The sequence below is a fragment of the Arthrobacter sp. 49Tsu3.1M3 genome (assembly GCF_900168135.1).
Lineage (GTDB): Bacteria > Actinomycetota > Actinomycetes > Actinomycetales > Micrococcaceae > Arthrobacter.
The window spans coordinates 97,450-121,351 of the sequence record NZ_FUZD01000006.1; the positions used below are offsets into that span (position 1 = coordinate 97,450).

The 23,902-nt window shown below is 68.8% G+C and carries 22 protein-coding genes and 3 tRNA genes; 15 read left to right on the forward strand and 10 right to left on the reverse strand.

Translation table 11 applies throughout. The annotated features are described in order from the left end of the window. Positions 1 to 29: 29 nt before the first annotated feature. Positions 30 to 266 carry a hypothetical protein gene (locus tag B5X90_RS09410; protein WP_079552274.1) on the forward strand — a complete coding sequence of 79 codons (237 nt, stop codon included), beginning with the start codon at positions 30 to 32 and terminating at the stop codon, positions 264 to 266. Positions 267 to 361: 95 nt separating this feature from the next. On the opposite strand, the gene hutG is transcribed toward B5X90_RS09410, so the two are convergent. After that, positions 362 to 1,321, reverse strand: a complete 960-nt coding sequence (gene hutG, locus B5X90_RS09415; protein ID WP_079552276.1) for a formimidoylglutamase — start codon at positions 1,319 to 1,321, stop codon at positions 362 to 364. A 160-nt stretch (positions 1,322 to 1,481) separates the two neighbouring features. Continuing rightward, a complete protein-coding gene (locus B5X90_RS09420) occupies positions 1,482 to 2,924 on the reverse strand; it encodes an NCS2 family permease (protein ID WP_079552278.1) in 1,443 nt (480 codons plus the stop codon). A gap of 121 nt (positions 2,925 to 3,045) precedes the next feature. On the opposite strand from B5X90_RS09420, the gene B5X90_RS09425 reads away from it, so the two are divergent. Then, positions 3,046 to 3,639, forward strand: a complete 594-nt coding sequence (locus B5X90_RS09425; RefSeq protein ID WP_079552281.1) for a copper resistance CopC family protein — start codon at positions 3,046 to 3,048, stop codon at positions 3,637 to 3,639. A 40-nt stretch (positions 3,640 to 3,679) separates the two neighbouring features. On the opposite strand, the gene B5X90_RS09430 is transcribed toward B5X90_RS09425, so the two are convergent. Next, positions 3,680 to 4,309, reverse strand: a complete 630-nt coding sequence (locus tag B5X90_RS09430) for an FAD-binding protein (RefSeq protein ID WP_079552283.1) — start codon at positions 4,307 to 4,309, stop codon at positions 3,680 to 3,682. A 471-nt stretch (positions 4,310 to 4,780) separates the two neighbouring features. On the opposite strand from B5X90_RS09430, the gene B5X90_RS09435 reads away from it, so the two are divergent. The 6 genes from B5X90_RS09435 (at position 4,781) to B5X90_RS09460 (ending at position 12,746) form a co-directional block, all read left to right on the forward strand. After that, positions 4,781 to 5,818, forward strand: coding sequence for a universal stress protein (locus B5X90_RS09435; protein ID WP_143264698.1), 1,038 nt, complete (start codon positions 4,781 to 4,783; stop codon positions 5,816 to 5,818). A 41-nt stretch (positions 5,819 to 5,859) separates the two neighbouring features. Continuing rightward, entirely contained in the window at positions 5,860 to 8,595 is a 2,736-nt protein-coding gene (locus B5X90_RS09440) for a PEP/pyruvate-binding domain-containing protein (RefSeq protein WP_079552285.1), read from the forward strand. Positions 8,596 to 8,855: 260 nt separating this feature from the next. Further along, positions 8,856 to 9,413, forward strand: a complete 558-nt coding sequence (locus B5X90_RS09445) for a hypothetical protein (protein WP_256860147.1) — start codon at positions 8,856 to 8,858, stop codon at positions 9,411 to 9,413. A gap of 109 nt (positions 9,414 to 9,522) precedes the next feature. After that, entirely contained in the window at positions 9,523 to 10,611 is a 1,089-nt protein-coding gene (locus B5X90_RS09450) for a LolA family protein (RefSeq protein WP_079552287.1), read from the forward strand. Between the two features lie 58 nt (positions 10,612 to 10,669). Next, positions 10,670 to 11,782: an ABC transporter ATP-binding protein gene (locus tag B5X90_RS09455; RefSeq protein ID WP_079552289.1), complete on the forward strand. Its 1,113-nt coding sequence runs from the start codon at positions 10,670 to 10,672 to the stop codon at positions 11,780 to 11,782. A gap of 151 nt (positions 11,783 to 11,933) precedes the next feature. After that, positions 11,934 to 12,746 (forward strand): ABC transporter permease, encoded by an 813-nt coding sequence (locus B5X90_RS09460; protein WP_256860161.1) that lies wholly within the window; start codon positions 11,934 to 11,936, stop codon positions 12,744 to 12,746. 38 nt (positions 12,747 to 12,784) lie between these two features. Here B5X90_RS09460 and B5X90_RS09465 read toward each other — a convergent pair whose 3' ends face one another. The 5 genes from B5X90_RS09465 to B5X90_RS09485 all read right to left on the reverse strand — a co-directional run bounded on the left by B5X90_RS09465 (position 12,785) and on the right by B5X90_RS09485 (position 17,804). Further along, positions 12,785 to 14,296, reverse strand: coding sequence for a C40 family peptidase (locus tag B5X90_RS09465; protein ID WP_079552291.1), 1,512 nt, complete (start codon positions 14,294 to 14,296; stop codon positions 12,785 to 12,787). 190 nt (positions 14,297 to 14,486) lie between these two features. After that, positions 14,487 to 15,419 (reverse strand): cation diffusion facilitator family transporter, encoded by a 933-nt coding sequence (locus B5X90_RS09470; protein WP_079552293.1) that lies wholly within the window; start codon positions 15,417 to 15,419, stop codon positions 14,487 to 14,489. 10 nt (positions 15,420 to 15,429) lie between these two features. Beyond that, positions 15,430 to 15,879 carry a metallopeptidase family protein gene (locus tag B5X90_RS09475; protein WP_079552295.1) on the reverse strand — a complete coding sequence of 150 codons (450 nt, stop codon included), beginning with the start codon at positions 15,877 to 15,879 and terminating at the stop codon, positions 15,430 to 15,432. A 9-nt stretch (positions 15,880 to 15,888) separates the two neighbouring features. After that, complete coding sequence (locus B5X90_RS09480) at positions 15,889 to 16,869, reverse strand: DMT family transporter (RefSeq protein WP_079552297.1); 981 nt, start codon at positions 16,867 to 16,869, stop codon at positions 15,889 to 15,891. Positions 16,870 to 16,955: 86 nt separating this feature from the next. Beyond that, positions 16,956 to 17,804: an ArgP/LysG family DNA-binding transcriptional regulator gene (locus B5X90_RS09485; protein WP_079552299.1), complete on the reverse strand. Its 849-nt coding sequence runs from the start codon at positions 17,802 to 17,804 to the stop codon at positions 16,956 to 16,958. 102 nt (positions 17,805 to 17,906) lie between these two features. On the opposite strand from B5X90_RS09485, the gene B5X90_RS09490 reads away from it, so the two are divergent. Both B5X90_RS09490 and B5X90_RS09495 read left to right on the forward strand, forming a co-directional pair. Next, positions 17,907 to 18,509: a LysE/ArgO family amino acid transporter gene (locus tag B5X90_RS09490; protein WP_079552301.1), complete on the forward strand. Its 603-nt coding sequence runs from the start codon at positions 17,907 to 17,909 to the stop codon at positions 18,507 to 18,509. Positions 18,510 to 18,668: 159 nt separating this feature from the next. After that, complete coding sequence (locus B5X90_RS09495) at positions 18,669 to 19,217, forward strand: methyltransferase family protein (RefSeq protein WP_079552303.1); 549 nt, start codon at positions 18,669 to 18,671, stop codon at positions 19,215 to 19,217. An 86-nt stretch (positions 19,218 to 19,303) separates the two neighbouring features. On the opposite strand, the gene B5X90_RS09500 is transcribed toward B5X90_RS09495, so the two are convergent. Continuing rightward, on the reverse strand, positions 19,304 to 20,323 hold the full coding sequence (locus tag B5X90_RS09500; protein WP_079552305.1) for a PHP domain-containing protein: 1,020 nt from the start codon (positions 20,321 to 20,323) through the stop codon (positions 19,304 to 19,306). 200 nt (positions 20,324 to 20,523) lie between these two features. On the opposite strand from B5X90_RS09500, the gene B5X90_RS09505 reads away from it, so the two are divergent. The 5 genes from B5X90_RS09505 to B5X90_RS09525 all read left to right on the forward strand — a co-directional run bounded on the left by B5X90_RS09505 (position 20,524) and on the right by B5X90_RS09525 (position 21,948). Continuing rightward, positions 20,524 to 20,596, forward strand: a tRNA-Glu gene (locus B5X90_RS09505). A gap of 105 nt (positions 20,597 to 20,701) precedes the next feature. Then, positions 20,702 to 20,775: transfer RNA gene (locus tag B5X90_RS09510), tRNA-Asp, on the forward strand. A 48-nt stretch (positions 20,776 to 20,823) separates the two neighbouring features. Next, a tRNA-Phe gene (locus tag B5X90_RS09515) sits at positions 20,824 to 20,899 on the forward strand. A 275-nt stretch (positions 20,900 to 21,174) separates the two neighbouring features. Then, positions 21,175 to 21,414 (forward strand): hypothetical protein, encoded by a 240-nt coding sequence (locus tag B5X90_RS09520; RefSeq protein ID WP_143264699.1) that lies wholly within the window; start codon positions 21,175 to 21,177, stop codon positions 21,412 to 21,414. A 243-nt stretch (positions 21,415 to 21,657) separates the two neighbouring features. Next, entirely contained in the window at positions 21,658 to 21,948 is a 291-nt protein-coding gene (locus B5X90_RS09525) for a hypothetical protein (protein WP_143264700.1), read from the forward strand. Positions 21,949 to 22,488: 540 nt separating this feature from the next. On the opposite strand, the gene B5X90_RS09530 is transcribed toward B5X90_RS09525, so the two are convergent. Beyond that, the gene (locus tag B5X90_RS09530; RefSeq protein ID WP_079552311.1) at positions 22,489 to 23,880 is read right to left on the reverse strand and encodes a DHA2 family efflux MFS transporter permease subunit; all 1,392 of its coding nucleotides are present in this window, start codon (positions 23,878 to 23,880) and stop codon (positions 22,489 to 22,491) included. Positions 23,881 to 23,902: the final 22 nt, after the last annotated feature.

A 23,902-nucleotide genomic window follows, 5' to 3' on the forward strand; every position in this document is an offset into this window, starting at 1 on the left:
AAGAACACATACAAAGGGGTAGAAGTTCTATGAAAGCACGCGGCACGGTACTGTCCAGGCGCCTAGCATCCGCAGCTACGGTTTCCGACTGGAGCGGCCTCCGGGTCGGCGAACGCGTCGAAATTGTCAAGCACGCACAGGTCATTGCGGCCGGTGAGGTCGAAGAGGTCTCGGTAAGCGGGAATGTGCTCTGGCTGGTCCCCGCCGGGCCGTCCGAGACGCAGCTTTTCCTGCACTCCGACGGCGTGCAGGTCCGCCGCAGCTAGGCTGAGCGTTTTCACCGGAAAGTCCCCGCCGTGGCGGGGACTTTCTGCGTTTCGGGGGCATTGCCGGGGGCGTGGGCCCGGGTGCGGGCCGCCGCCTATCCCAGCAGCGTATTGACCAGCCGGGCAGCCACTTTGGCGGTGCGGCCGTCGATGTCGAACTCCGGGTTCAGCTCGGCGATATCCAGATGCAGGAGTTTCCCGCTCGCGGCCACCTGGCGGCACACGGCGCTGATCACCGGCAGCGGCACACCAAAGGCCGCGGGGGCGCTCACGCCGGGGGCCACGGAGGCCGGCAGCACGTCCAGGTCGATGGTCAGGTACACCGCGTCCACCTGTGCCAGGAAGGCCGCCACAAACGCCTGCGCGGCGTCCGCCGAGCAGTCCTCGTCCAGCAGGTAGTCCACGCCGAGCTCGTCGGCCGTCTTGAACAGCGTACGGGTGTTGTTCGGCTCGGAAATCCCGATGACGGCGTAGCGCAGCTCGCGGCCGGCGACGGCTTCGGCGCGGGCCATCTGGAGGAACGGCGTGCCGGAGCTGGGCACCGGCTCGTCACGGAGGTCGAAGTGCGCATCGAGGTTCAGCACGCCGACGCTCAGGCCCTCGCGCACGGCCGCCGACCCGGCCACGCCGAGATAGCTCGCAAAGGCGGTCTCGTGCCCGCCGCCGAGCACCACGGGAAGCTGGCCCGCGTCGAGCAGGCCGGTGATCGCGAGCCCGGCACGTGCCTGTCCTGCCTCGAGCGCGTCCCCGGCCACGGTGACGTCGCCGGCGTCGTGCACGGCCCGCGCCAGGTGGAACGCGAGCGGGCCGAGCGCGGTCCGGATGGCGGCGGGGGCGGCCGCGGCGCCGGTCCGGCCCTTGTTGCGCCGCACCCCGGCGTCGCTGCCGAAGCCGAGGATGACGGCGGGGCGCCCGGCAGGGACACCCACCGGGACCGTGCGGGGAGCGTAGGGGGTCACCGCCTGCCACCAGCGCCGGTGCTCGTCGCCGTCGCCGTCGAACCTGCCCGTCCAGGGCTGGGGCGGGACATCAACGGGGAGCGCGGGAGAAACCATGCCACTAGCTCACCGCAGCCCGGGCCGGAATACCAGCCGGGCCGCGGTAGGACTGTCCGGAATCCCGGAAACTGGGCTTAACGGCGGTTAAACAGCGCCGGGTGGGCCCACGCCCGGTGGGCGGGGCCCACCCGGCGGGCGGGAAGGCGGGAGCGGGCGGTTAGTGGATCCCCAGGGCGGCCTCGATCGGGCCGATCGCGAAGAAGAGCAGGAACGCGGACGCCACGGCCCACATGAGCGGGTGCACCTCGCGGCCCCGGCCCTCGAACAGGCGGATCAGCACGAAGCTGATGAAGCCGGCGCCCAGGCCGTTGGCGATCGAGTACGTGAACGGCATGAGGGTGAAGGTCAGGAAAGCCGGGATCGCGATGCCCCAGTCCTGCCAGTCGATCTTGCCCACCTGGGAGACCATCATGAAACCGACGACCACGAGGGCGGGGGCCACGGCCTCGAACGGCACGAGGTTGATCAGCGGGGTGAAGAACATCGCCACGAGGAACAGCAGGCCGGTGACGACGGAGGCCAGGCCGGTGCGTGCGCCTTCGCCGATGCCGGCGCCGGACTCGACGTAGATCTGGTTCGAGGAGACGGAGGCGCCGCCGCCGATGATCGCGCCCAGGGCGTCCACCTGCAGCACGCGGTCGACGTTGGGGATGTTGCCGTCCTTGTCGATGGTGCCGGCCTCGGTGGCCAGGCCCACCATTGTGCCCATGGCATCGAAGAAGATGCTGAGCAGGATCACGAACGCCAGCAGGGTCGCCGCGACGAAGCCGAGGTGTTCAAAGGCGCCGAAGGGGTTGGCCTTGCCGATCAGGGACAGGTCCGGGGCCGCCCACTCGGAGAACTGCGGTGCCACGAGGGACCAGCCCTGCGGGTTGTGGGTCTTGCCGTCAAAGCTGGGACCGATGTGCAGGATGGATTCCAGGATCACGGACAGGATGGTCGAGGCCACGATGCCGATCAGGATGGCGCCCTTGACCTTGCGGACCACCAGCGCGATGGTCAGGATCAGGCCGAAAACGAACACGAACGTCGGCCAGCCCAGGAGCTTGCCGTCGAAGCCCAGGCCGACCGGGACGGTGGTGCCTGCTACATCCGGGACGCGGCGCACGAAGCCCGCGTTGACGAGGCCGATCAGGGCGATGAACAGGCCGATGCCCACCACTATCGCGGTCTTCAGCCCCTCCGGCACGGCCTTGAACACGGCCGTCCGGAAGCCGGTGAGGACCAGGATCAGCATGGTGATGCCCGAGAGCATCACCAGGCCCATCATGTCCGGCCAGGTCAGGCCGGGGTTCGTGGCCACCGTGACGGCGACGAACGCGTTGACGCCGAGCCCGGTGGCCAGGGCGAAGGGATGCTTGGCCCACGCGCCCATGAGGATGGTCAGGATGCCGGCCACGAACGCGGTGACGGCGGCGACGGCGGGGAAGCCCAGCGTGGCGCCCGAGGAGTCCGGCCCGGAGAGGATCAGCGGATTCAGCACCACGATATAGCTCATGGCGAAGAACGTGGCAAACCCTCCGCGGATCTCGCGCGAGATGTTTGATCCCCGCTCGGATATCTTGAAATACCGGTCGAGTGCAGAGTCCTGCTTGAGCATAAGTCCTTGCATTGGTCCTCCGGGAGTGATGGGTGTTGCCTAAATCCTATTTGGAGCCCGACGGCCAACCCCGCGTTTTCGCCTACTCTGTAAGGAAGCCAACACTAGGAGTAGCCTGCCCATGCGCCCCATCCGACAGCTTCGCGGTGCCCTGCTGGGCGCCGTCGTCCTCATGGCGGTCCTGCTCGGAGCCGTGAGCCCGGCGTCGGCGCACGATACCGCGGAGTCCACCAGCCCGGCCGCCGGAGCAACCGTCGCGGCACCGCCGGAGCAGGTCTCGGTCACGTTCAACCATAATCCGCTTGCCCTGGGTTCGCAGATCGTGGTCAACGACGCCTCGGGCGCCAACTGGTCGGACGGCCCGGTCCAGATCGTGGACAATGTCGCTGCGCAGAAGCTGAAGTCCGGCGCCCCCGCGGGGCAATACAACGTCCACTGGCGGGTGGCCAGTTCTGACGGCCACCCGATCGAGGGCAGCTTCACCTTCACCGCGACGGCCGCCGCGGCGGGCCCGACGGCGGCCGCCGGCGTCCCCACGATGGGAACCGCCCAGCCGGGCACCACGCCGGCGCCCGCCCCTGCGCCGGCCGGGTCGCAGCAGTTTCCCTGGAGCGTCATGGTCTTCGTCGCCGTCGGGGTCGGCATCCTGGTGGCCCTGGGCCTGATGGCGAAGCGCCGCCTCACACCGGACGAGGGCGGCGACACCGAAGGCTGAAACAAGCCAGCGCGGCTCCGGCTCCGCGACCAAAGCGCTGCTAGGCGGGGGCGGCGAGGGCAAAGCCGCCGGGCATCAGCGCGGGGATCCCGTTCGGGTGGACCTTGGCGGAAATTGCCTGTCCTACCACTTTGGCCTGGCGCAGGACTTCCTTGGGCGTCGGGGTAATGAGCTCGCCCACCCCCACAAGGTACATTCCGAGGGCATGCATCGCCGCCATGAGGTTCTGGCCGGCTGCCATGCCAAGCTCCGAGAGCATGCGGCGCAGCTGGCTGTGGGCGCAGCGGGTCAGGACAAGGTGGTCGGCCAGCAGGACGCCGCCCGGGGTCTGGACGGCCCACTTCTCCGTCGGTGAGCCGTCCGTGCCGGCCTCCAGGAGGTCCAGCTGCAGGGCCCGGATGTTGTTCCGCACGTCGAGCTTGTGGCTTGCGGCGTAGTTGCGCAGGTGCCGCAGGATTTCGTTGCGCTCCCGCAGGCTGGCGGCGTCCGCCGCGTCGCAGCGCTGGAGCGAGGAGGTATTGGCCGGATGGCCGGCACCCAGGAGGTCGAGCCCGTCCACAATGATGGACGCAACGCCCCGGCGCTGGAGCTCGCTGGCCACAGCCAGGCCGGAGAGCCCCGTCCCGATAACTACGGCGGTGGTCCGCTCAATCCCGCCGTACAAAGGCATGCTCGACACTGCAGGGTACCTCCTTGAAATGGTGCGAGTCGCGGGGGAAACCCCGGACGCCGACCCGTGCCTGATCCACAGCCCCAGCGGCTGCTTTCTGAAATACCAGTCTCGGTTCAGCAATGCCTCGAAGGATACCTAAGATTCCCGCCCGTGGATAGGGGAGGTAGGACATTGGCTGTGTTCCCGGATTCCGGCGGTTTCCGTGCTCCCGCGCCGGCGGAAACCGTCCCAAAAGCCCTGGATGCCGGGCCGCGAAACGGAGTGTTAACTCTGCGTAAATCCTTCCGCCGCGGGCGGCTGGGGGCGCCCTGCCGCCGTCTTGTATGTTCGCAATTAACCGAGAATAGTGAGGAAAATCAGGGGTTCCTGCACGCGGATTCCGGGTCGCCTCGCCGGTGGACGCCGGGCGGCAGTACTTCTGGCAGAATAGCCGCAACATCAGGCAAGAATCGCGAGGAGGCGGACCCAATGGGCCGTGAACAGGTGCATCCGGACCCGGCATGGGAGACCGGTGGCGAGCCGGCGCCGCCCCGCGGAATCGTCGTGGGAGTGGACGGCTCGGACCACAGCCACTGCGCCCTGGTGTGGGCGGCCCGTGAGGCGGAGCGCCGCCGCCGCCCGCTGCACATCGTGACCGCCTACTCCGTTCCGATCTTCGCCGCTTCCGGGCTCGACGGCGGCTACGCCACGGTGGACGACTCCGTGATCCGGGAGGGCGCCGAAGCCATCCTCAAGCACGCCATGGACAAGATCGCGTTCTACAACATCGACGTCGACGCGTCCGTCGAAAACGGAGACGCGTCCGGCGTGCTGCTGGAAATCAGCGAAACCGCGGAGCTTCTGGTCTTCGGCACCCGCGGCCGCGGAGGCTTCGTGGGCCGGCTGCTCGGCTCCGTCAGCAGCGCGCTGCCCGCCCACTCGAAGTGCCCCACCGTGACGGTGCCGCTGATCTGCGCGGACCGCCTGGGCGAGACCACAGACGACAAGCACGTGCTCGCCGAACGGGCAAAGTCGGGCAGCCAGCCGGTCGAGAACGTCGTGGTCGTCGGCGTCGACGGTTCCGAGCAGGCCCGCGTCGCCGTGCTGGAGGCCGCAGCACAGGCCGAGCGGCTCTCCGCCCGGCTCCGAGTGGTGTGCGCGGTGCCGCAGTACACCGGCTCGCTGGCATGGGTGCCCACTCCGATGGACCGCGACGCCCTGTTCGCCGACATCAAGGTCCAGCTCGACGCCGGCGTCGCCTGGTTGCGGAGCCACTTCCCGGCCCTGCAGGTGGAGACGCAGCTCGTGGACGGCTCGCCCGTCGACATCCTCGTCGACGCCAGCCGGCACGTGGAGCTTGTGGTGGTCGGTACCCGCGGACGCGGTGGATTCACCGGAATGCTGCTGGGCTCCACGTCCGACGGCGTCCTCCACCACGCCAAGGGGCCGGTCATGGTGGTGCCGGACCGCGACGACCCGCGGCTGGCGGACAGAGCCAGCTTCGGGCCGATGCTCGGCGAGTCCTAGGATCGAGGCGACGGGCCCGGCGTCGGAAGGACGGTTAGCGGATGGAGCACCCCTGGACGCCGGACCGTGCCCAGGACGGGCCGGTCCTGGCCCTTGAACGCCTTGGCCCGGACATGCTGGCCACGGTCGGCGGGAAGGCGGCGAACCTGGGCGAGCTGGCACGCGCCGGCCTGCCGGTGCCCGCCGGTTTCTGCCTGACCACCAGGGCGTACCTGGACGCCACGGCATCCCCCGCGCTGGCGGACGTGCACCGCGCCCTCGCCGCAACAGCCCCCGACGACCTGGCGGGGCTGGCTTCGCTTGCCGCCAAGGCCCGCGCGCTGGTGCTCGACGCCGATGTCCCCGCCGGCATCGACGCCGCCGTGCGCGCCGCCTATGCGGCGCTGGGCGCCGACACGGCGGTCGCCGTGCGGTCCTCCGCGACCGCCGAAGACCTGCCGTTCGCCAGTTTCGCCGGCCAGCAGGACACATTCCTGAACGTGGTGGGCGCGGATGCCGTGCTGGCTGCCGTTCGCCGGTGCTGGGCCTCGCTGTGGACAGACCGCGCGGTGACCTACCGTGCGGTGCAGGGGATCGAGCCCTCGGCGGTGACCCTCGCCGTGGTGGTCCAGCGCATGGTGGACGCGGCCGTGGCCGGCGTGCTGTTCACGGCCAATCCCGTGACTGGCCGGCGGCACGAGGCCGTCATCGACGCCAGCCCGGGGCTGGGGGAGGCCGTGGTGTCCGGGGCGGTCAACCCTGACCACTTCGTGATCGACGGCGCCACGGGACGGATCCTCGAGCGGCGACTTGGGGACAAGGGCATGCTCATCCGTCCCCTGCCCGGCGGCGGCACCGAGCGGGTGGCGCAACCGGACGCCGGGCTGGCGCCCAGCCTGGACGATGCCCAACTGGCGGCCCTGGAGCTCCTGGGCCGCCGCGCGGAGGTGCACTTCGGCTCGCCGCAGGACCTCGAATGGGCCATCGGCCAGGACCGGGCCGTGTGGCTCACTCAGTCCAGGCCCATCACCACGCTCTATCCGATGCCGGACCGGCCTCCCTCCGGGCCGGCCCCGCGCGTGTATTTGTGCTTCAGCCTGGCCCAGGGGCTGACCCGGCCCCTCACCCCGATGGGACTCGCCGGCATCCGGCTGATCGCGTCCTCGGTTGCGGGGGCCGCGCATTTCCCGGTACCGGTGCCCCGTGACGGGCCCGCGCCGTACGCGGAGGCCGGTCAGCGCATCTTCTTCGATCTCACGCCGGTGGTCCGGAGTCGGGCCGGGCGCGCGATCGTCCCCCGCGTGTTTGACGTGATGGAGGCGCGTTCGGCCACAGTGCTGCGCAACCTCTTCGCCGATCCCAGGTTCTCCGTGACCACAACAACCCCGTGGCGGCTCCTGCGCCACGTCGCTCCGGTGGCGGTGCGGGCGAAGGTCCCGGAGACCCTGATCCGCGGCCTCATCCGGCCCGAGGCGGCACTTCGCCGGGCAGACCGTGTGGGCGAACAGCTCCGGGCCGCACTCGCGGTGCCCGCCGGTGCCACCGCCACGGAGCGCCTGGAGCACGTCGAGCGGATCCTTGGCCGGCATGTCTTTCCCGTGGTTCCCGCGATCCTGCCGCTGCCCGCCCTGGGGTTCGCCTTGCTGGCCGTGGCCGGAAAACTCGCCGGGAAACCGGGGAACGGGGCGCTGCAGGAAGTCCTGCGGGGGCTGCCCAACAACGTGACCACCGAAATGGACCTGGACCTGTGGTCGCTGGCTACTGCCATCCGCAACGACCCGGCGTCCGCGGCGGTGTTCGGGGAAGCCGCATTGGCCGAGATAGCCCGGCGTTACCGGGCGGCGGACCTGCCCGGCGTCGTGCAATCCGGGCTGCGGGACTTCCTGGCCCGCTACGGCCACCGCGCCGTGGCGGAGATCGACGTCGGCATGCCCCGCTGGTCTGACGACCCGACCCACATCCTCGGTGTCCTGGCCAACTATCTGCGCATGGATGATCCTGCGCTCGCCCCGGACCGGCAGTTCGGCAAGGCGGCCCGCGAGGCGGAGGCGCAGGTATCCCGGCTGGTGGCCGCGGCGGCGCAGCGCAGCCGCCTTCGTGGTGCACTAGCGCGGGCCGCGCTGCGGCGGACCCGGATGTTCGCCGGGCTGCGTGAGCTGCCCAAGTACCACCTCGTGGAAGCGCTCGGCGCCGTCCGGCAGCAGCTCTCAGCCGTCGGGGCCGAACTCGCCGCGGCCGGGGCCATCGATGCGGCGGACGATATCTTCTTCCTCGACCTGGCTGACGCACACCGGGGGCTCGGCGGCGCCGCGCTGCAGGGGCTCGTGGCACGGCGCCGGGAGGCGTACGCGGCCGAACTGGGCCGCCGGCACATTCCCCGCGTGCTGCTCTCGGACGGCACCGAGCCCGAGGCCGTGCAGACCACCGCGGCGCAGACCACAGCCGGCGGACGGGGACCGGCGGGTTCGAACGGCGGCGCGGGGCGGCTCTCCGGCACGCCGGCCTCGGCCGGCACCATCACGGCCCGGGCCCGCGTGATCCTGGACCCCCAGGGCGCGCACCTGGAACCCGGCGAGATCCTCGTGGCGCCGTCCACCGATCCGGGCTGGACGCCGTTGTTCCTGACGGCCGGCGGCCTCGTGATGGAAATGGGCGGGCCCAACTCCCACGGCGCCGTCGTCGCCCGGGAATACGGGATCCCCGCAGTGGTGGGGGTCCCCGACGCGACGTCGAGGATCGCTACGGGCCACAGCATTACGGTCGACGGCGCCGCCGGCACCGTGACGCCGGCACCCTGACGCCGTCCAATTCGCGCCGGGGCGCCCGCGGCGCCGGGCTCCACACCACGACGCCGGCCGGCTCGCTACAGTGGGGCCATGAGCGAAGCGCGCGGCTCCGATGGCCGGGAGCCCGGGAGCGCCGGGGTACCCGCGGCGGGCACCCCGGCGCCTGAGCCCCGGCCGCCCGGCAACCCCGGATCCTGCGGCGCGCCCGCGCCCGCGCCAGCCGCCCGCTCACGGCCGGCTGGGCGTGGGCCGGGTTCTGGGCAGCGCTGATCGTGGCCGACGAGTTCCTGGATCTGGCCGGCTGGTCCTGGTATGTCTTGGTTGGCCTCGCCGCCCTGCCGACTCTGCTGGCAAGCATCGCCCTTCTGCATGCCACCCCGCGCCGCTACCTGAAGCCGCGTCGGGACTCCGTCCTGGGCCACTTCTTCGTCCGATTCCTGGCCCTGATCGCCGCCTTCCTCGTGTGGGGAGTGTCAGTGGTCATGAGCGCCTCGATCTCAACCACCCTCCAGTCGCTCGTCGGGGCGTCCGAACGCGAGGTCACCGCGGTGGGCTTCAACCTCCTGCTGGCCGCGATCCCGCTGGTGGTCTCAGTACTGTGGCTTGCCTTCATCATTCGCTGCGCCTGGTTCCTGCGGCGGCTCCGGGGCTGGAAACAAACGCCGGAACCGGGCGCCGTACCCAAGAAGTTCCTGCGGGACAGGCCGCGGCTGAGGCGGGTGGTGGTGGGCCTGGCCCATCCCGGCCTGCTGCTCGTGGCGGGTCTGGGCACCTCTGTGCTCGCGTTCCTGCTGGGCGCCGTGGAACTGACCATCAATGTGCTGAAGTAGGATAACCGGGCTGCCGGGCCCAGGCGTACTGTTGACCTATGAGCTGCACCGAAGCGCGCATACCCCAGGCGCGGATAGTTGGAACATCTCTTTCCGGAGCGCGGTCACGATGACGCGCACGTGGCTGCGCTGGCTGCCCGCCGTCGCCGTTCCCGCCGTCATTGCCGCCGGCGCGCTGGCCGGATCCCTGCCCGCCAGCGCCGGGGATCCCCTGCCGGCCAAGACGCCGGAGCAGGTGCTGCAGTTGATTGCCCAGCACCGCGAGCCCGCCCTCTCGGGAACCCTGGAACAGTCCTCTGAGCTCGGGCTTCCCGAGCTGCCCAAGTCCGGTACCGGCCCGGACGCGTCAGGGGCGGCGTGGCTCGAATTGCTGACGGGTCCGCACACCGCGCGGGTTTATCGCGACGGCCCGGATAACGCCCGCGTCCAGGTGATGGACCGGCTGGCCGAACGCAACGCCATCCGCCACGGCAACGACGTGTGGTTCTACAACTCCAAGGACAACACGGCCGCCCATGCCCAGCTCCCGGCCGGTGAAGCCGGTGGCACAGGCCGTCACGGCGCCGGCAGCGACGTCACCGCCACGCCCGACCAGCTCGCCGCGATGCTTTTGGCCAAGATCGAACCGGGCACCGACGTGGCGGTGGGCGCCGATGTCCAGGTAGCCGGCCGGGCCGCCTACAACCTGGTGCTGACACCAAAGTCCGGGGCGACGCTGGTCGGGTCCATCGCGGTAGCCGTTGACGGCCAGACCGGTCTGCCGCTGGGCGTCGAGATCAAGGCGCGCGGACAGTCGGATCCCGCCTTCCGCGTCGCCTACACGAGCCTGACCCTCGGGGCCCCCGACGCCTCGGTCTTCACGTTCACTCCGCCCCCGGGCGCCACGGTCGAGGAGATTCCGGTAAAGAAGCACGAGCACGGGAACGACGCCGGGAACGCGACCGCGCCTGCTGCCAAGGACCGCGCCGGCAAGCCGGCCGTCACCGGCTCCGGCTGGGACTCTGTTGTTGAGTTCCCGGCGGGAACGGCCAGCCCGGCGTCGGACGCCACGGCCCTGCTCGAACAGGCCACCGTCCCGGTCCAGGGCGGGCGGCTCTTGTCCACCGCGCTCGTGAACGTGTTGGTGCTCGACGACGGCAGGGTCGTCGCCGGCTCCGTGCCAGTGGAGCGGCTCCAGGCCGCTGCCGCGCAGAAGTGATGTCCGGCGCGGCATCCGGCGGCCGGCAGTTGCTCCCTGACCATCCGGTGACGGCCGCGTGAGCGCCGCCGGGCCGGCGGCCGAGCTGAGCATTGAGACCACGGGCCTGACCAAACGGTTCGGCCAGCAGATGGCTGTCGACGGCGTCGACCTGGCCGTGCCGAAAGGCGCGGTCTTTGGTTTCCTGGGCCCGAACGGTTCGGGGAAGACCACCACCATCAGGCTCCTGCTCGGCCTGGCCACGGCCACCGGAGGCTCCATGCGCGTGCTGGGCGAGGAGATGCCCGGCAAACTCAATGACGTGCTGCCCCGGGTCGGGGCACTGGTGGAAGGACCGGCGTTCTACCCGTTCCTCTCCGGCGCCGCCAATCTGCGCCGCATGGACGCCGCGGACCCCTATGGTTTGGGCGGGACGCGGCGTGCCCGCGTCCAGTCAGCCCTGGAACGGGTGGGTTTGACGCACGCCGCGGACAAGCTGGTCCGGGCCTACTCGCTGGGGATGAAGCAGCGGCTGGGGATCGCCAACGCCCTGCTGGCCCCCCGGGAACTGCTGGTGCTGGACGAGCCCACCAACGGGCTGGATCCGCAGGGCACCCGTGAGGTGCGGAGCCTGGTGCGATCGCTCGCGGCCGACGGCGCCACGGTCTTCGTCTCCAGCCATCTGCTGGCCGAGGTCGAGCAGATCTGCACCCATGCGGCCATCATGAGCGCTGGCCGGCTTGTGGCGCAGGGAACCCTGGCAGAACTGCGCGGGGCCGGCCAGGCAAGGATCCGCGTGTTGACCCCGGACCCGGGGCCTGCGGCGCAGGTGCTGGCCGGCCTGGGCCTGACCGCGACCCTGGGCACCGACGGCCGTCCTCCCGGTGGCGCTGGTTCCGGTGCCGCCGGGTCCGGGACGGACGCGGCCCTGTTCGCGTCACTGCCTGGGGCTCCGGCTGGGGCCCCGGCTGTGGCTCCGGCTGTGGCTCCGGCTGTGGCTCCGCCAGGTGCGGCAGCCCGGGAAGACGGAGGATCGTCCCGGTCCGTGGAGCGGGCGGCCGTGCAGCCGGAAGCTGTGGTGGCGGCCCTCGTGGCGGCGGGGGTCCGGGTCCGCGGCTTCGCGACCGAACAAGCAAGCCTCGAGGACCGGTTTGTGGCATTGACGGGGGAGGGGTTCGACGTTGTCCAGTAACAGCTCATCTTTGGGTGATCCGGCAGCCGGCCCATCAGTGGCCCCGGCGCCGGACCGCGCCGGCGCGGCCGATGGCCGCAGCGGAGCGGGCGCAGGCGCTGACGCTGGGGGCAAAGGCGGGGCGGGCGCTGCGCCGGTCCGGCGCGGGTCTCTGACCGGCGGGCTGCTGGCCTCTGAGCTCGGGGTGCTGTTCCGCCGCCGCAGGACGTGGGCCATGTTGTGCGCGCTGGCGGCCATCCCGATCCTGATCGCGGTGGCGGTGCGGGTCTCCTCGGCCGTGCCGGCAGGCCGGGGGCCGGCCTTCCTGGACCGGATCGCCCAGAACGGCCTGTTCGTGGGCGTCACGGCCATGGTGGTCTCGGTTCCGCTGTTCCTGCCCCTTACCGTCGGCGTCGTGGCCGGAGACACGATCGCCGGGGAAGCCGGACAGGGGACCCTCCGGTACCTGCTGGTGGCTCCCGCCGGGCGGATCCGCCTGCTGATTGTCAAATATGCCGGGGCAGCCGTGTTCGTGATCGTTGCCCCGCTCGTGGTGGCCCTGACCGGGGCCGGAATCGGCGCGGCGCTCTTCCCCGTGGGGCCCGTGACCCTGCTCTCCGGCGACACGATCGGCACCGGCGAGGCCATGGTCCGGCTCTTGCTGATCGCCGCCTATCTGGCGGTTTCACTGCTGGGGTTGTCGGCGATTGGGCTGTTCATCTCCACCCTGACCGATGTTCCGGTGGGGGCCATGGCGGCCACCGTGGTGCTCTCGGTCGTCGCGCAGGTCCTGGACGCGCTGCCGCAACTGGAGTGGCTGCATCCCTGGCTTTTCAGCCACTACTGGCTGGACTTTGGCGATCTGCTCCGGCAGCCGGTTTCCTGGGATTCCTTTACCGCCAATGCCCTCCTGCAGGGCGGCTACGTCGCCGTCTTCGGCGCGCTGGCCTACGGCAGGTTCATCACCAAGGACGTGCTCTCCTAGCCGCCAGACAGGCCTGAACGGAACCCCGGGAGCGGGTCTCAGTAACGGGCCGCGTAGCCGTACAGCTGCATCCCGGACATGGCGGCAACATCGGTCACGGTAATGCCGGCGTCGGGGTTCAGCGCCTGGACCACGCGGCCGCCGCCGAGGTAGATGGCCACGTGGTAGAATCCCGGGGCCGAACCCCAGACGAACAGATCTCCCGGACGCGCCTGGGAGAGCGGAACATGAACAGGGGCCTGGGCGAACTGCTGGGAGGCCGTGCGGGGCAGGTACTTCCCTGCCGCAGCGAATGCATTCTGCACCAGGCCCGAGCAGTCAAACCCATAGCTCCCGGTTCCGCCGTACTGGTAGAAGAACGGCGATCCGGTCTTGCCGAGCGCCACCGAAATCGCGGTCTGGTTCGACCCGCCGGAAATCGGCGCCGGAACCGGAACGGGTACTGGCGCAGGAACCGGTGCGGGGACCGGAACAGGGACCGGAGCAGGTACTGGCGCGGGATCCGGCGCGGACGCTGGGGCCGGAGCGGGAGCCGGCGCGGGCGCTGGGGCCGGTGCCGGAGCCGGGGCGGGTGCGGGTGCCGCCGGAACGTCGGCGGGAGCCGGAGCGGCTGGCTGCCCTGCGGCCGAATCGTCCCGTCCCGGTGCTGCCGGTGCCGGCTGCGAACCCGTGCCAGGCTGCGGCGCGGGGCCGGCCGCCGCGGTCAGTGCTGCGAGCCGCGCCTCCTGGCGCTGGCGGTCGAGGGCATCCACCCGGGCAGATTCCAGCGCCGCGGTGGTGTTTCTCAGGCTTGCCAGCTGGTCCACGAGCGCGCTGCGCTGCGCTTTGGCATCGGCCACGACCTGGCGCTGGGCTGCTGCGGCGCCGTCGGCGTCGGCCTTGCGGTCCTCGGCGGTCGCGGCGGCCTCGTCGGCGGCGCGGTTGGCGTCCGCTGCGGCTTCGGTCAGGGACTGCGCGGCCGTGGCCGCGTTTTCCGCGGACTCGAAGGCCCGCGCCCGTCCGGCCGTTACAGCCTCCAGCGTGGCGGCATCCTCCAGTGCCCGCCCGGAGCCGCTGACGAAGCTGCTCAGGGCCGGGTTCAGCCCGCCGTTGCGGTACAGGTCACCGGCCAGCTGGCCAACCTGCTTGCGGGCCTTGGCTTGTTCCGTCCCGGCGGCGGCAGCCCTGGCAGCCGCCACAGCCGCAGCGTCACGGCGTGCGGCCAGCTCCACGAGGGCCTCACCGTACGCGTTGTTTGCTTGCAGGGATGCGGCCAGGCTGGTTTCCTGGCCGGCCGACGCGTCAGCCAGAAGCCCGTCGATCCTGGTGACCTCTGCCGCCGTCGAGCTCGCGTTGGACTTGGCGGCAGCGATCTCTTCCGGTGAGGGGATCTCCGGCGACGCCGGAACCCGGCCGGCAGTCTCCAGCGGTGGGCGCCCCTGCTCAGAAATCTGCGAAGAAACCAGCGTGGAAGTCAGCGGCGCGGCCTGGGCCGGGAGCGCGAGCGTTCCAAGGAGGACGACGGCGGTGCAGAGCACAGCCGTCTTGCGGCCGGGTCCGGTCCAACTCATGGGCAACCTCGCAGAAGTCTCAGGCTGGAGTGAGCGAGGTCGGATTTGGCGCGTGAAAGCCCTCTGCGGATCACCCAGCAGGCATGAGGCTACGTGCCAAAGGCTACTTTGGCAACACGAGTCACATGAATAACATAAACAACACGAGTGTCATTTGGCCACGTCCGTGACGGGTGTGTCCTGCCGCCGGTCAGGCGTGCTGGTGGGCCTCGTGCTCTGAATGCGTGGTGGGCTCGAGCTGGAACGTGCAGTGTTCGGTGTCGAAATGGGAGCCAAGGCAGCTGGTGAGCTTGTCCAGGACCCGGTCGGCACCCTTGGCGCCGAGCGCTGCGTCTTCCACCACCACGTGGGCTGAGAAGACGGGGACACCGGAGGTAATGGTCCAGATGTGGATGTCGTGGACGGATACCACGCCGTCCACCGCAAGGATGTGGTCGCGGATCATCTGGACGTCCACGCCCTTGGGCGTAGCCTCGAGGAGCACGTCCACGACGTCGCGCAGCAGATGCCAGGCCCGGGGCAGGATCATGAGGGCGATGAGGATCGAGGCAATGGTGTCGGCCGCCTGGAAACCGGTGACCATGATGACCACCGCTGCCGCGATGACGGCAAAGGAGCCCAGCAGATCCCCCAGGACTTCGAGGTAGGCGCCGCGGACGTTCAGGCTTTCCTTCTGGGCGCCGCGCAGGATCAGCAGGGAGACCAGGTTGGCGACGGCGCCGAGGACCGCCGCGGCGAGCATGACGTCGGTGTGGACCTCGGGGGTGGTGCCGAGCCTGCGGATGGCCTCGGTGAAGATGACCACCGAGATGACGATCAGGACCAGTGCGTTCGCCAGCGCCGCCAGGACTTCGGCGCGCTGGTAACCGTAGGTGCGCAGGTCGCTGGCGGGCCGGGTGGCGATCCACGCGGCCAGCAGGGCGATGAAGACGCCGGCGGCGTCCGAGAGCATGTGTCCGGCATCGGCGAGCAGGGCCAGGGATCCGGAGACCACCGCACCGATCGTCTGCACGAGCACCACGGCGAGCGTGATGGCCAGGACGGCGACCAGGCGCTTGCGGTGCTTGGCTGTGCCCGTGGCAGAGGCGGCGATGCCGTGCGAGTGGCTGTGGTCGTGTCCCATGCCTCTAAGGCTAGCCCCAGCCGAGCTCGTGCAGGCGCGCGTCGCTGATGCCGAAGTGGTGGGCGATCTCGTGCACCACGGTGACGGTGACTTCCTCGATCACGTCCTCCCGGGAGGTGCAGATGTCCAGGATGGGTTGGCGGAAGATGGTGATCCGGTCCGGCAGCGAGCCGGCATCCCACCAGGAGTCCCGTTCGGTCAGGGGTACCCCCTCGTAGAGCCCCAGCAGCACGGTGTCCGGATCCTCCCCGGGCTGCGGGGTGTAGTCGTCCTCGATGAAGATCGCGACGTTGCTCATGGTTTTTGCCAGATCCGGCGGGATCCGGTCGAGGGCATCACTGACGGCGGCCTCGAAATCGGCCTCGGACATCGGGAAGGAACCGTCTCCACCGTCCCCGTCGTTACCACCGTCTCCGCCGTTCGGAACGATCGGCAGGCCGGGCGGGAGGGAGGAGGGCATGGGCAAACTCTAGCGGGACCGGCGCCGGGTCAGCCCCACGCCGACAAGGCAGATCACGCCGCCCACCAGGCCCCAGATGGTCGGAATCTCGCCCAGGACCAGCCAGGAGATCAGGATTGTGGTGCCGGGGACCAGGTAGGTGGTGGCGGCGAGGCGTCCCGCATCAATCATCGAGAGGGCATAGGCCCAGGTGGTGAATGCGATCGCAGTGGGGAAGATGCCCAGATAGACCAGGCCCAGGGTGGCCGGCAGGGGAGCGGCCTGCAGCTCGGTGACCAACTGGCCGCTGAAGGGCAGGCAGCACAGGGCGCCCACCATGATGCCGAACCAGGTGGCCTGGGCCGCCGGGAACTTGCGGAGCACAGGTTTTTGGACGATCACGCTCACGGCGGCCAGCGCGGCCGCAAGCAGGCAGAGCAGCACCCCGGCCACGTCCGCCGTCGACCGCTGGCCGGAGCCAAGCGCAATCACGGCCACGCCGCCGAATGCGATCAGGCTGCCGATGATGAGCCAGCGAGGGAACCCTTCCTTCAGGATCACACCGGCCATGACGGCCACCAGGATGGGGTTGACATTGATCAGCAGGGCGGCCGTGCCGGCGTCGAGCATGTGTTCGGCGGCATTCAGGGCCACGTTGTAGCCTCCGAACCACATGACGCCATAGGCCAGGATGGGCCACCACTCGCGGCCCCGGGGCAGGCCCCTGAGCTTGGGCACCACCAACAGGCCCAGCACGACGGCGGCGACGGCCAGCCGGCCGAGCGTCAGGGGGCCGGGGGAGAAGCTCGGGCCCACGGCGCGGATGCCCACGAAGGCGGAGGCCCACAGGACCACAGTAACGACGACGGCGCCGATGCCGAGCCTGCTGATCGTGGCCGGCTGCCCGGGAGGGGGCGGCGCGGGTTGCGGGGCGGGTGCGGGAGCAGCGTGCGGAGACCCTTCGTGGGGGCCTGCGGACGGAGTGGGGCCGGATGCGGCGGTTGTTGCCATGCTGCCAATCTAGCCGTTCCCGTGTCCTCCCGGCTGGCGGGAATCGGTCACGTCTAGTCGAGATCCTGCCAACATCCCGAACGGCCTCAGCGCAGGACGCGCGCCGCCGCCCGGACAGCGGCCGCGACGTCGTTCAGCGCCGCCGAGCCGCGCCGCCACTGCTGCCAGTGGAGGGCAACGTCCACGTGCGCCCGCGGGGCGAGGGTCTCGAGCCGGCCGGCCAACAGGTCCTCGCCGATTTCGATCTCGGGCATCATGCCCCAGCCCATGCCCCAGCGGATGGCATCGCCAAACTCGTGCGCGGCCGGCACATAGTGGCGCGGCGGCTGCAGGGAGGCCCGGCTGACCCGGCGCAGCCAGCGGTCCTGCAGGTCGTCCTTGCGGTCGAAGACCACTACGGGAGCCGCGGCGAGCGTCGCGCCGGTCGCACCCGCCCCAAACCAGCGGCGGGCGAAGTCCGGAGCGCACACCGGCAAATAGCGCATGGTCCCCAGCTTGCTCGACGAGCAGCCGGGCACGGGCTGGGCTGTCTCCGTGATGGCGGCTGCGGCGGCGCCGGCGCGCAGCAGGTCCAGCGAGTGCTCCTGGTCTTCACGCAGGATCTCAAGCTGGACGTTGTTACTGGCCGCCGCGAGGCCGGCCAACGCCCAGGTGTGCAAGGAATCGCTGTTGATCACCAGCGTCAGGCGCGTCCCTCCGCGGGGGTGCTCCGGCTGCAGCTCCTCGGCCAGGTCCGCGGAGAGCATTTCCAACTGCCGGGCGAAGCGCACCACGGCCCCGCCGGACTCCGTGAGTCCGGGCGGCCGCGCCCGGGTCAGGACGGGCCGGCCGACGGCGGTCTCGAGGGCCCGGACCCGCTGGCTGATCGCTGAGGGCGTCACGGACAGGTGCACGGCCGCGGCGTCGAAGCTCCCGTGCGTCAGAATCGCGGCCAGCGTCCGGGCCTGTTCGGGGGGTGATCTCCATCATTAGCCCATCTTACGTATCAGCAGAATCTTTAACTGGTTTCATCTTTGGCGGGTGCCTACCGTGGAGTGGTGATCCTTCCCCTGTTTTCCGGTCTTTCCGCCGGGCTGTCCCTCATCGTTGCCATCGGCGCGCAGAACGCCTTTGTCCTCCGGCAGGGCATCCAGCGCTCGCACGTGGTTATGGTGGTGGCAGTCTGCGCGGTCTCGGACCTCGTGCTGATCCTGCTGGGCGTCGCGGGCATCGGCATCCTCCTGGACCGGGCGCCAGCTGCCCTCGTCGTGATCCGGTGGGCCGGGGCGGCGTTCCTCCTTGCCTACGGGGCGCTCGCGGCCCGGCGTGCGGTCCGCGGGGAGCAGATGGAGAATCCCGGCAACAAGCCCGCCGCCGGCCGGGCCGCCGTCCTGGGCACCTGCCTGGCCTTCACCTGGCTGAACCCGCACGTCTACCTGGACACGGTGCTGCTGCTCGGATCCCTCGCTGCCGCCCAGGGCGAAGCCGGGCGCTGGTGGTTCGCCGCCGGGGCCGGCCTGGGAAGCATTGCCTGGTTCACCGCCCTCGGCGCGGGGGCGCGGTTCCTGACGTCCCTGTTCGGGCGCCGGACGGCCTGGCGCGTACTCGACGCCGGAATCGCCGTCGTGATGGTCACCCTTGCCGTGCTGCTTCTCAACTGAATCGCGCCTACCCGCCGCTCCGCCTCGCCGCGCGGCTCGCTCCGCGCGCCCCGCCCCGCCCACTCGATCTGTCGGGAAAGCTCAGGCTGATCCCTCCGTCCCCGGGGTTGGGCCGGTGGGCCCTTGTCCGTTCAACATGGCGGGGTCACGATTGCTGGTATGACAGCATCCCCAGCCTCGGCCAGCGAACGACGACGCGCAGCCATCGGTACAGCCGTCTTCGCGGTCGCCCCCGCAACGGCCGCCGGCGTGGTGCCGTGGCTTCTGACCCGCTGGAAAGTGGAATCCCCGGTCCCCGGCGGGGTGCGCGCGCAGATCGCGGGCGCCATGATGATCGGGGCGGGCGCCGCCGTCATCGCGAATTCCTTTGTGCATTTCGCCGTCGAGGGCATCGGGACCCCCGCGCCATTTGCGCCGCCCAGGAAACTGGTGGTCGGCGGGCTCTACCGGTACGTGCGGAATCCGATATACGTGTCCATTGCGGCTGCGGTCGCGGGGCAGGGGCTCCTGCTCGGCCAGCCGAAGCTCTTCCTGGCCCTGGGCATCGGCGCCATCCCGGTGGTGGCATTCGTCCGGCTGTACGAGGAGCCGGAGCTGACCCAGAAATTCGGCGCGGCCTACGAGGAGTACCGCAGCAACGTCCCGCGCTGGCTGCCCAGGCCGACGCCGTGGCGGCCCGAGGGGCCGGAGTCGTCCCAGTACACCTAGGGCATTGGCGGGCTGGGCATGGGCGCCTGGGCATGGGCGCCTGGGCATGGGCGCCTGGGGCCTGGCCCAAGGCGACTGTCCAGCTGCTATTTACCGCTTCCGGCCCACTCCAGCAGCCGATCCACCGGCCAGGTGGTGACGATCCGCTCGGCGGGCACCCCGTTCGAGGCCGCGCGCTCGGCACCGTACTGCAGGAAATCCAGCTGGCCCGGCGCATGGGCGTCGCTGTCGATGCTGAACAGGCAGCCGGCATCGAGGGCCAGCCGGATCAGCTCGTCCGGCGGATCCTGCCGTTCGGGGCGGGAATTGATTTCGACCGCCACATTATTCTTGGCGCACGCCGCGAACACGCGCGCGGCGTCGAACTCGGACTGCGGGCGGGTTCCCCTCGACCCCTGCAGCAGCCGGCCGGTGCAGTGGCCGAGGACGTTCGTGTGCGGATCATTGATGGCGCCCAGCATCCGCTCAGTCATGGTGCTCCGGTCGGAGCGGAGCTTCGAGTGGACGCTCGCCACCACGATGTCGAGCCGGTCCAGCATCTCCGGGGTCTGGTCCAGGGTGCCGTCCTCCAGGATGTCCACCTCGATCCCGGCCAGGAGGCGGAAGTCCCCGCCGTTCTTGTTGATGTCCGCAACAATGTCCAGCTGTTCCCGAAGCCGTTCTGCGCTCAGGCCGTTCGCGATCTTGAGGTTGGGGGAGTGGTCCGTCAGGGCGAGGTAATCCCGGCCCAGCGTCCGGGCGGCGTCAGCCATGAGTCCGATCGGGGATCCGCCGTCGGACCAGTCGCTGTGGCTGTGCAGGTCCCCGCGGAGGGCCGAGCTCAGTTCGGCGCCGCCGGTCGCGAGGGGCTGCTGCCCGCGTTGGCGCAGACCCTCAAGATAGTCGGGTACGCCGCCGTCGACCGCCTGCCGGATGACCTCGAACGTTCTGTCGCCGATCCCCTTCATGCTCTTGAGCCTGCCGTTGCGAGCCCGCGCTGCGACCTCCTCCGGGTCCAGGGCGCCGATAATCCCGGCTGCCTTGCGGAACGCCTGGACCTTGAAGGTGGGGGCGAGCTCGCGTTCGAGCCAGAACGCGATCTCATTGAGGGCATCAACGGCATCCATCAGTCCATCTTGCACCCACCCTGCCCGTCCCCGCCCCTAGCTTGGCCTGGCTTTGCATCGGCGGGAGGGCTCGATTTTGGATAATCCGGGGGTCTGCCCTTATAGTTTTATAGTCCAGTTCGGAGGAACCCGAAAGGACAAAAACGACAGGCTTCGGCCCTTAATTTTTGCCCTGTTATGTTTCACCGGATGGCGTCCTGGCCCCCATCGTCTAGCGGCCTAGGACACCGCCCTTTCACGGCGGCGGCACGGGTTCGAATCCCGTTGGGGGTACGCAAGGAACTGGTCAAACCGGGTGAAAAAGTCTGGTAGGCTAAAGGCCTTGAAAATCTGCGGTAGCGATATCGCAGACAGCAAGAACAAGCAGTAAACAAGCAAGGCCCTGTAGCGCAGTTGGTTAGCGCGCCGCCCTGTCACGGCGGAGGTCGCGGGTTCAAGTCCCGTCAGGGTCGCTCTGATTGCCGGAAGAAATTCCGGCCTTCAAGGTGACATGTCACCTAGGCTCTGTAGCTCAGTTGGTAGAGCGTTCGACTGAAAATCGAAAGGTCACCGGATCGACGCCGGTCGGAGCCACCAGCTAGAACCCCGCAGTTCCCAGTGTTTACACGGGAACAGCGGGGTTTTTTGTTGTTAAAAGGAAGCCGGCGATTCAGTCTGGATCAGGCGGAATCAGCCAAACTATGAGACAGACCTCTGGTATTCCCTTGGTAGAAGGCAGCACATGCAGAAGGCCTCCGGCCTGGAAGGACGAGATGTCCGGCCGTTTGCGTTCCGTGGCGTTCCTTGTGCCCGTGCTATTCGCAGGGCAGTGGAACGCGTCATTGTCAGTGCCAGTGGCTAACGTCCACACAATGGAGAAGATAGATGTGGAAGCGGTCGGCCGGATGCTCGACGAGGCGCTGGCGGCACCGTCACAGGTCATCCGGCGCTCTGAGTTTGAGGAGACTGAACCCGACTACGAATACCTGGACCCTGCGGTCAAGGCCTTCGCTGACACTCTAGCTATGTCTGGGGAACATTGGGTGGGGAACCTGGCGGAACTCTGGGGAGCCTCGCCGGAGGCATACGGATCACCACAGCCTCCGCCGTGAAGCGATGTAAGTTTTGGCTCATGAGCAACGGAATCCCCGGCCGCGAGCCGGACATGACAGTCCGAGAGGATGCTGACAGCCAAAACCTCCACTCCGAGACCGTCCGGACCATGACCCGGCCGGGACTTCCCCAACGCCTACAAGACAGGCGCCGGTAGGCAGTCCTAGCACGTCAGGATCCCCTGGGCCGGCGTCGAGGACTATAGCAAGAGGCAGCCGAAGGTAAGCAGATAAGTCTGCCCCGTGCTGTACGTTGAGCCTCATGTCGCCGGCGCTGGGCTGGCGAATGAAAGGGGACAGGTCATGGCCGGAATATCGGGGTTGGAAGAGTTCAGCAAGAGTCTGCGGAAGCTTAGCGACGGCGTGGAGAAGCTGGATGGCCTGATTGTCAACATTGAGCCGACGGACAGTGTCACGACCGTCACGGAAAAGCTAAGGCGAGAAATACGCCGAACGGGGGCCTACGAGCCCTCGGCGTCCGAGCTCCGCGGCATCGCTCAGGGCATGGTCGACGAGGCTCGTCGTCGTCAGTAAGTTCTGTCCAACAGCCAACGTTTACCCAACGAAAACGACGAGATGCGCTGAGTTATCACGAGTGGAACAAATCGGGTTGCCCCGAGTCCACCCCTAGCTTGCAGTACATCGGGACCTTAACTAGTCACTATGGAGTCAATCTCCAGCTAATCGTGAGGTCGGGAGATCGAGCCTCCCCAGTGCTACAGACAAGACCCCCGGAATCCCCGAGATTCCGGGGTTTTTCTGCGCTATTATCTTGACGACGTCTCGACCAAGCTGGCCGCCGAGATCAAGGACTACGATGCCGCCGCCGGGATCGACGGGTCCCTTGCAACATTGGGATTGGAGTACATCGACCAGATGCTCATCCACCGGCCGCCGCGGTGGGAGGGCTTTCCGCGGCGGCGAGTCCCCTTGTTGCTTGCAGACCGTCCAAATACTTGGGCTGCTGGCACCCCCGAGTATGAGACGGTTTAGCCACCACCCACGGCAGCTCATGCTCTACCGACAACGTAAATACCTATAAGCCCCCTCGGCACTCCTGCCATTCCGTTTGCTTCAAGCTCCTTGCCGAGCGCGTGCTGCACCTTGCGGAGCGGATCCCGGTTCCCTGAACAGGAGGCTTGGGATGACCGCCAGGGCTGCAGCCGCCGATATGAGGATAAAGCCACCGGCGAACCCTACGCCCGGGGTAGCGTTGCCCGTTAATGCATTGAGGACAGCAGCTCCGGCGGCAACGCCAAGGGCCATGCCGATTAGCCGGGCCATGTTGACCATGGTCGATCCGTCCGATAGCTCGAGACCATCGAGCCCGGCAACCGTTGCAGTCTGCAACGGGATAATCGTTGCCCCAAACCCAACACCGGCTACCAGTATCAGGCCCGCCGTCACCCACAGTGGCCCGTCCGGTCCTGTCAAAGCCAGCCCGGCGTCGCCGGCAGTTATGATACCCAGTCCGGCTACCAGCGGAGCTGTCAATCCCCAGCGGCGTGTGAATCGCGTCGAGAAGGGACTGGCCAGCAGAATGCCGACCGCATGCAACGACGTAACCAGCCCACTTGAGAAGGGAGACATGCCTCGCGGACCTTGAAGATACATCGGAAGGACGAAGAGCAGCCCGCCGTAAGACAGTGAGGTCAGCATAAAGACAAGATTGCTGCTCCAAAGTTCCCGCCGTCCGAGCAAGCGCACGTTAATCAGAGGGCGGTGTCGGCGCAGCTGCCTCACTGTGAACGTGGCCAAGAGCACCAGTGAGGCCGCCATTGCGGCGGGGACAAGAAGGGTGCCGTCGCTGTTCTCTGCCCTTGAAAGTCCGAAAACAAGCAGCACAAGGCCGCCCGAGACAGCAAGAAAACCAACGGTGTCGAATGCAGCTTTGTCATCCCCGGTCCGAAGATGTAGCAGAGGCTTTGCAGCCAGCATGGCGGCCACCGCAACCGGGACGTTGAGCAAGAACACCCAACGCCAGCCGATGTCCTGCACAAACCAGCCTCCGATCAGCGGGCCGAGCACGGGCGCCAGTGATGCCGGAACAGACATGAGCGCCGAGGCCTTGGTTCGCTCGGCCGCGGGAAATGCTGCAAAAAGAAGCGCCATACCGGTCGGAAGAAGGATGCCCCCGCCCAGCCCTTGCATCGCCCGGAAGACAGTGAGTGCAGGCAAGGACCAGGCCAGGCCCGTGAGGGCCGATGACGCCGAGAACAAACCCAGGGCGGCATAAAAGGCGCGGCCCTGCCCCAGTCGGCGGCTGATCCAGCTACTCATCGGCATTGCCACTGCAATAGCCAGCAGATAGGCAGTAACAACCCATTGGGTGATCCCGGGTCCGGTGCCGAACTCCGCCTGCATGGTTGGCACCGCAACATTGACCACGGTCGTATCGAGAAGATCCATAACTAGAGCAAGGGTCACTGCGACCACAGCCGGGCGCCGGATGTCACTTTCGGGCATAGCCTGCCTCCTTCGTTCATAG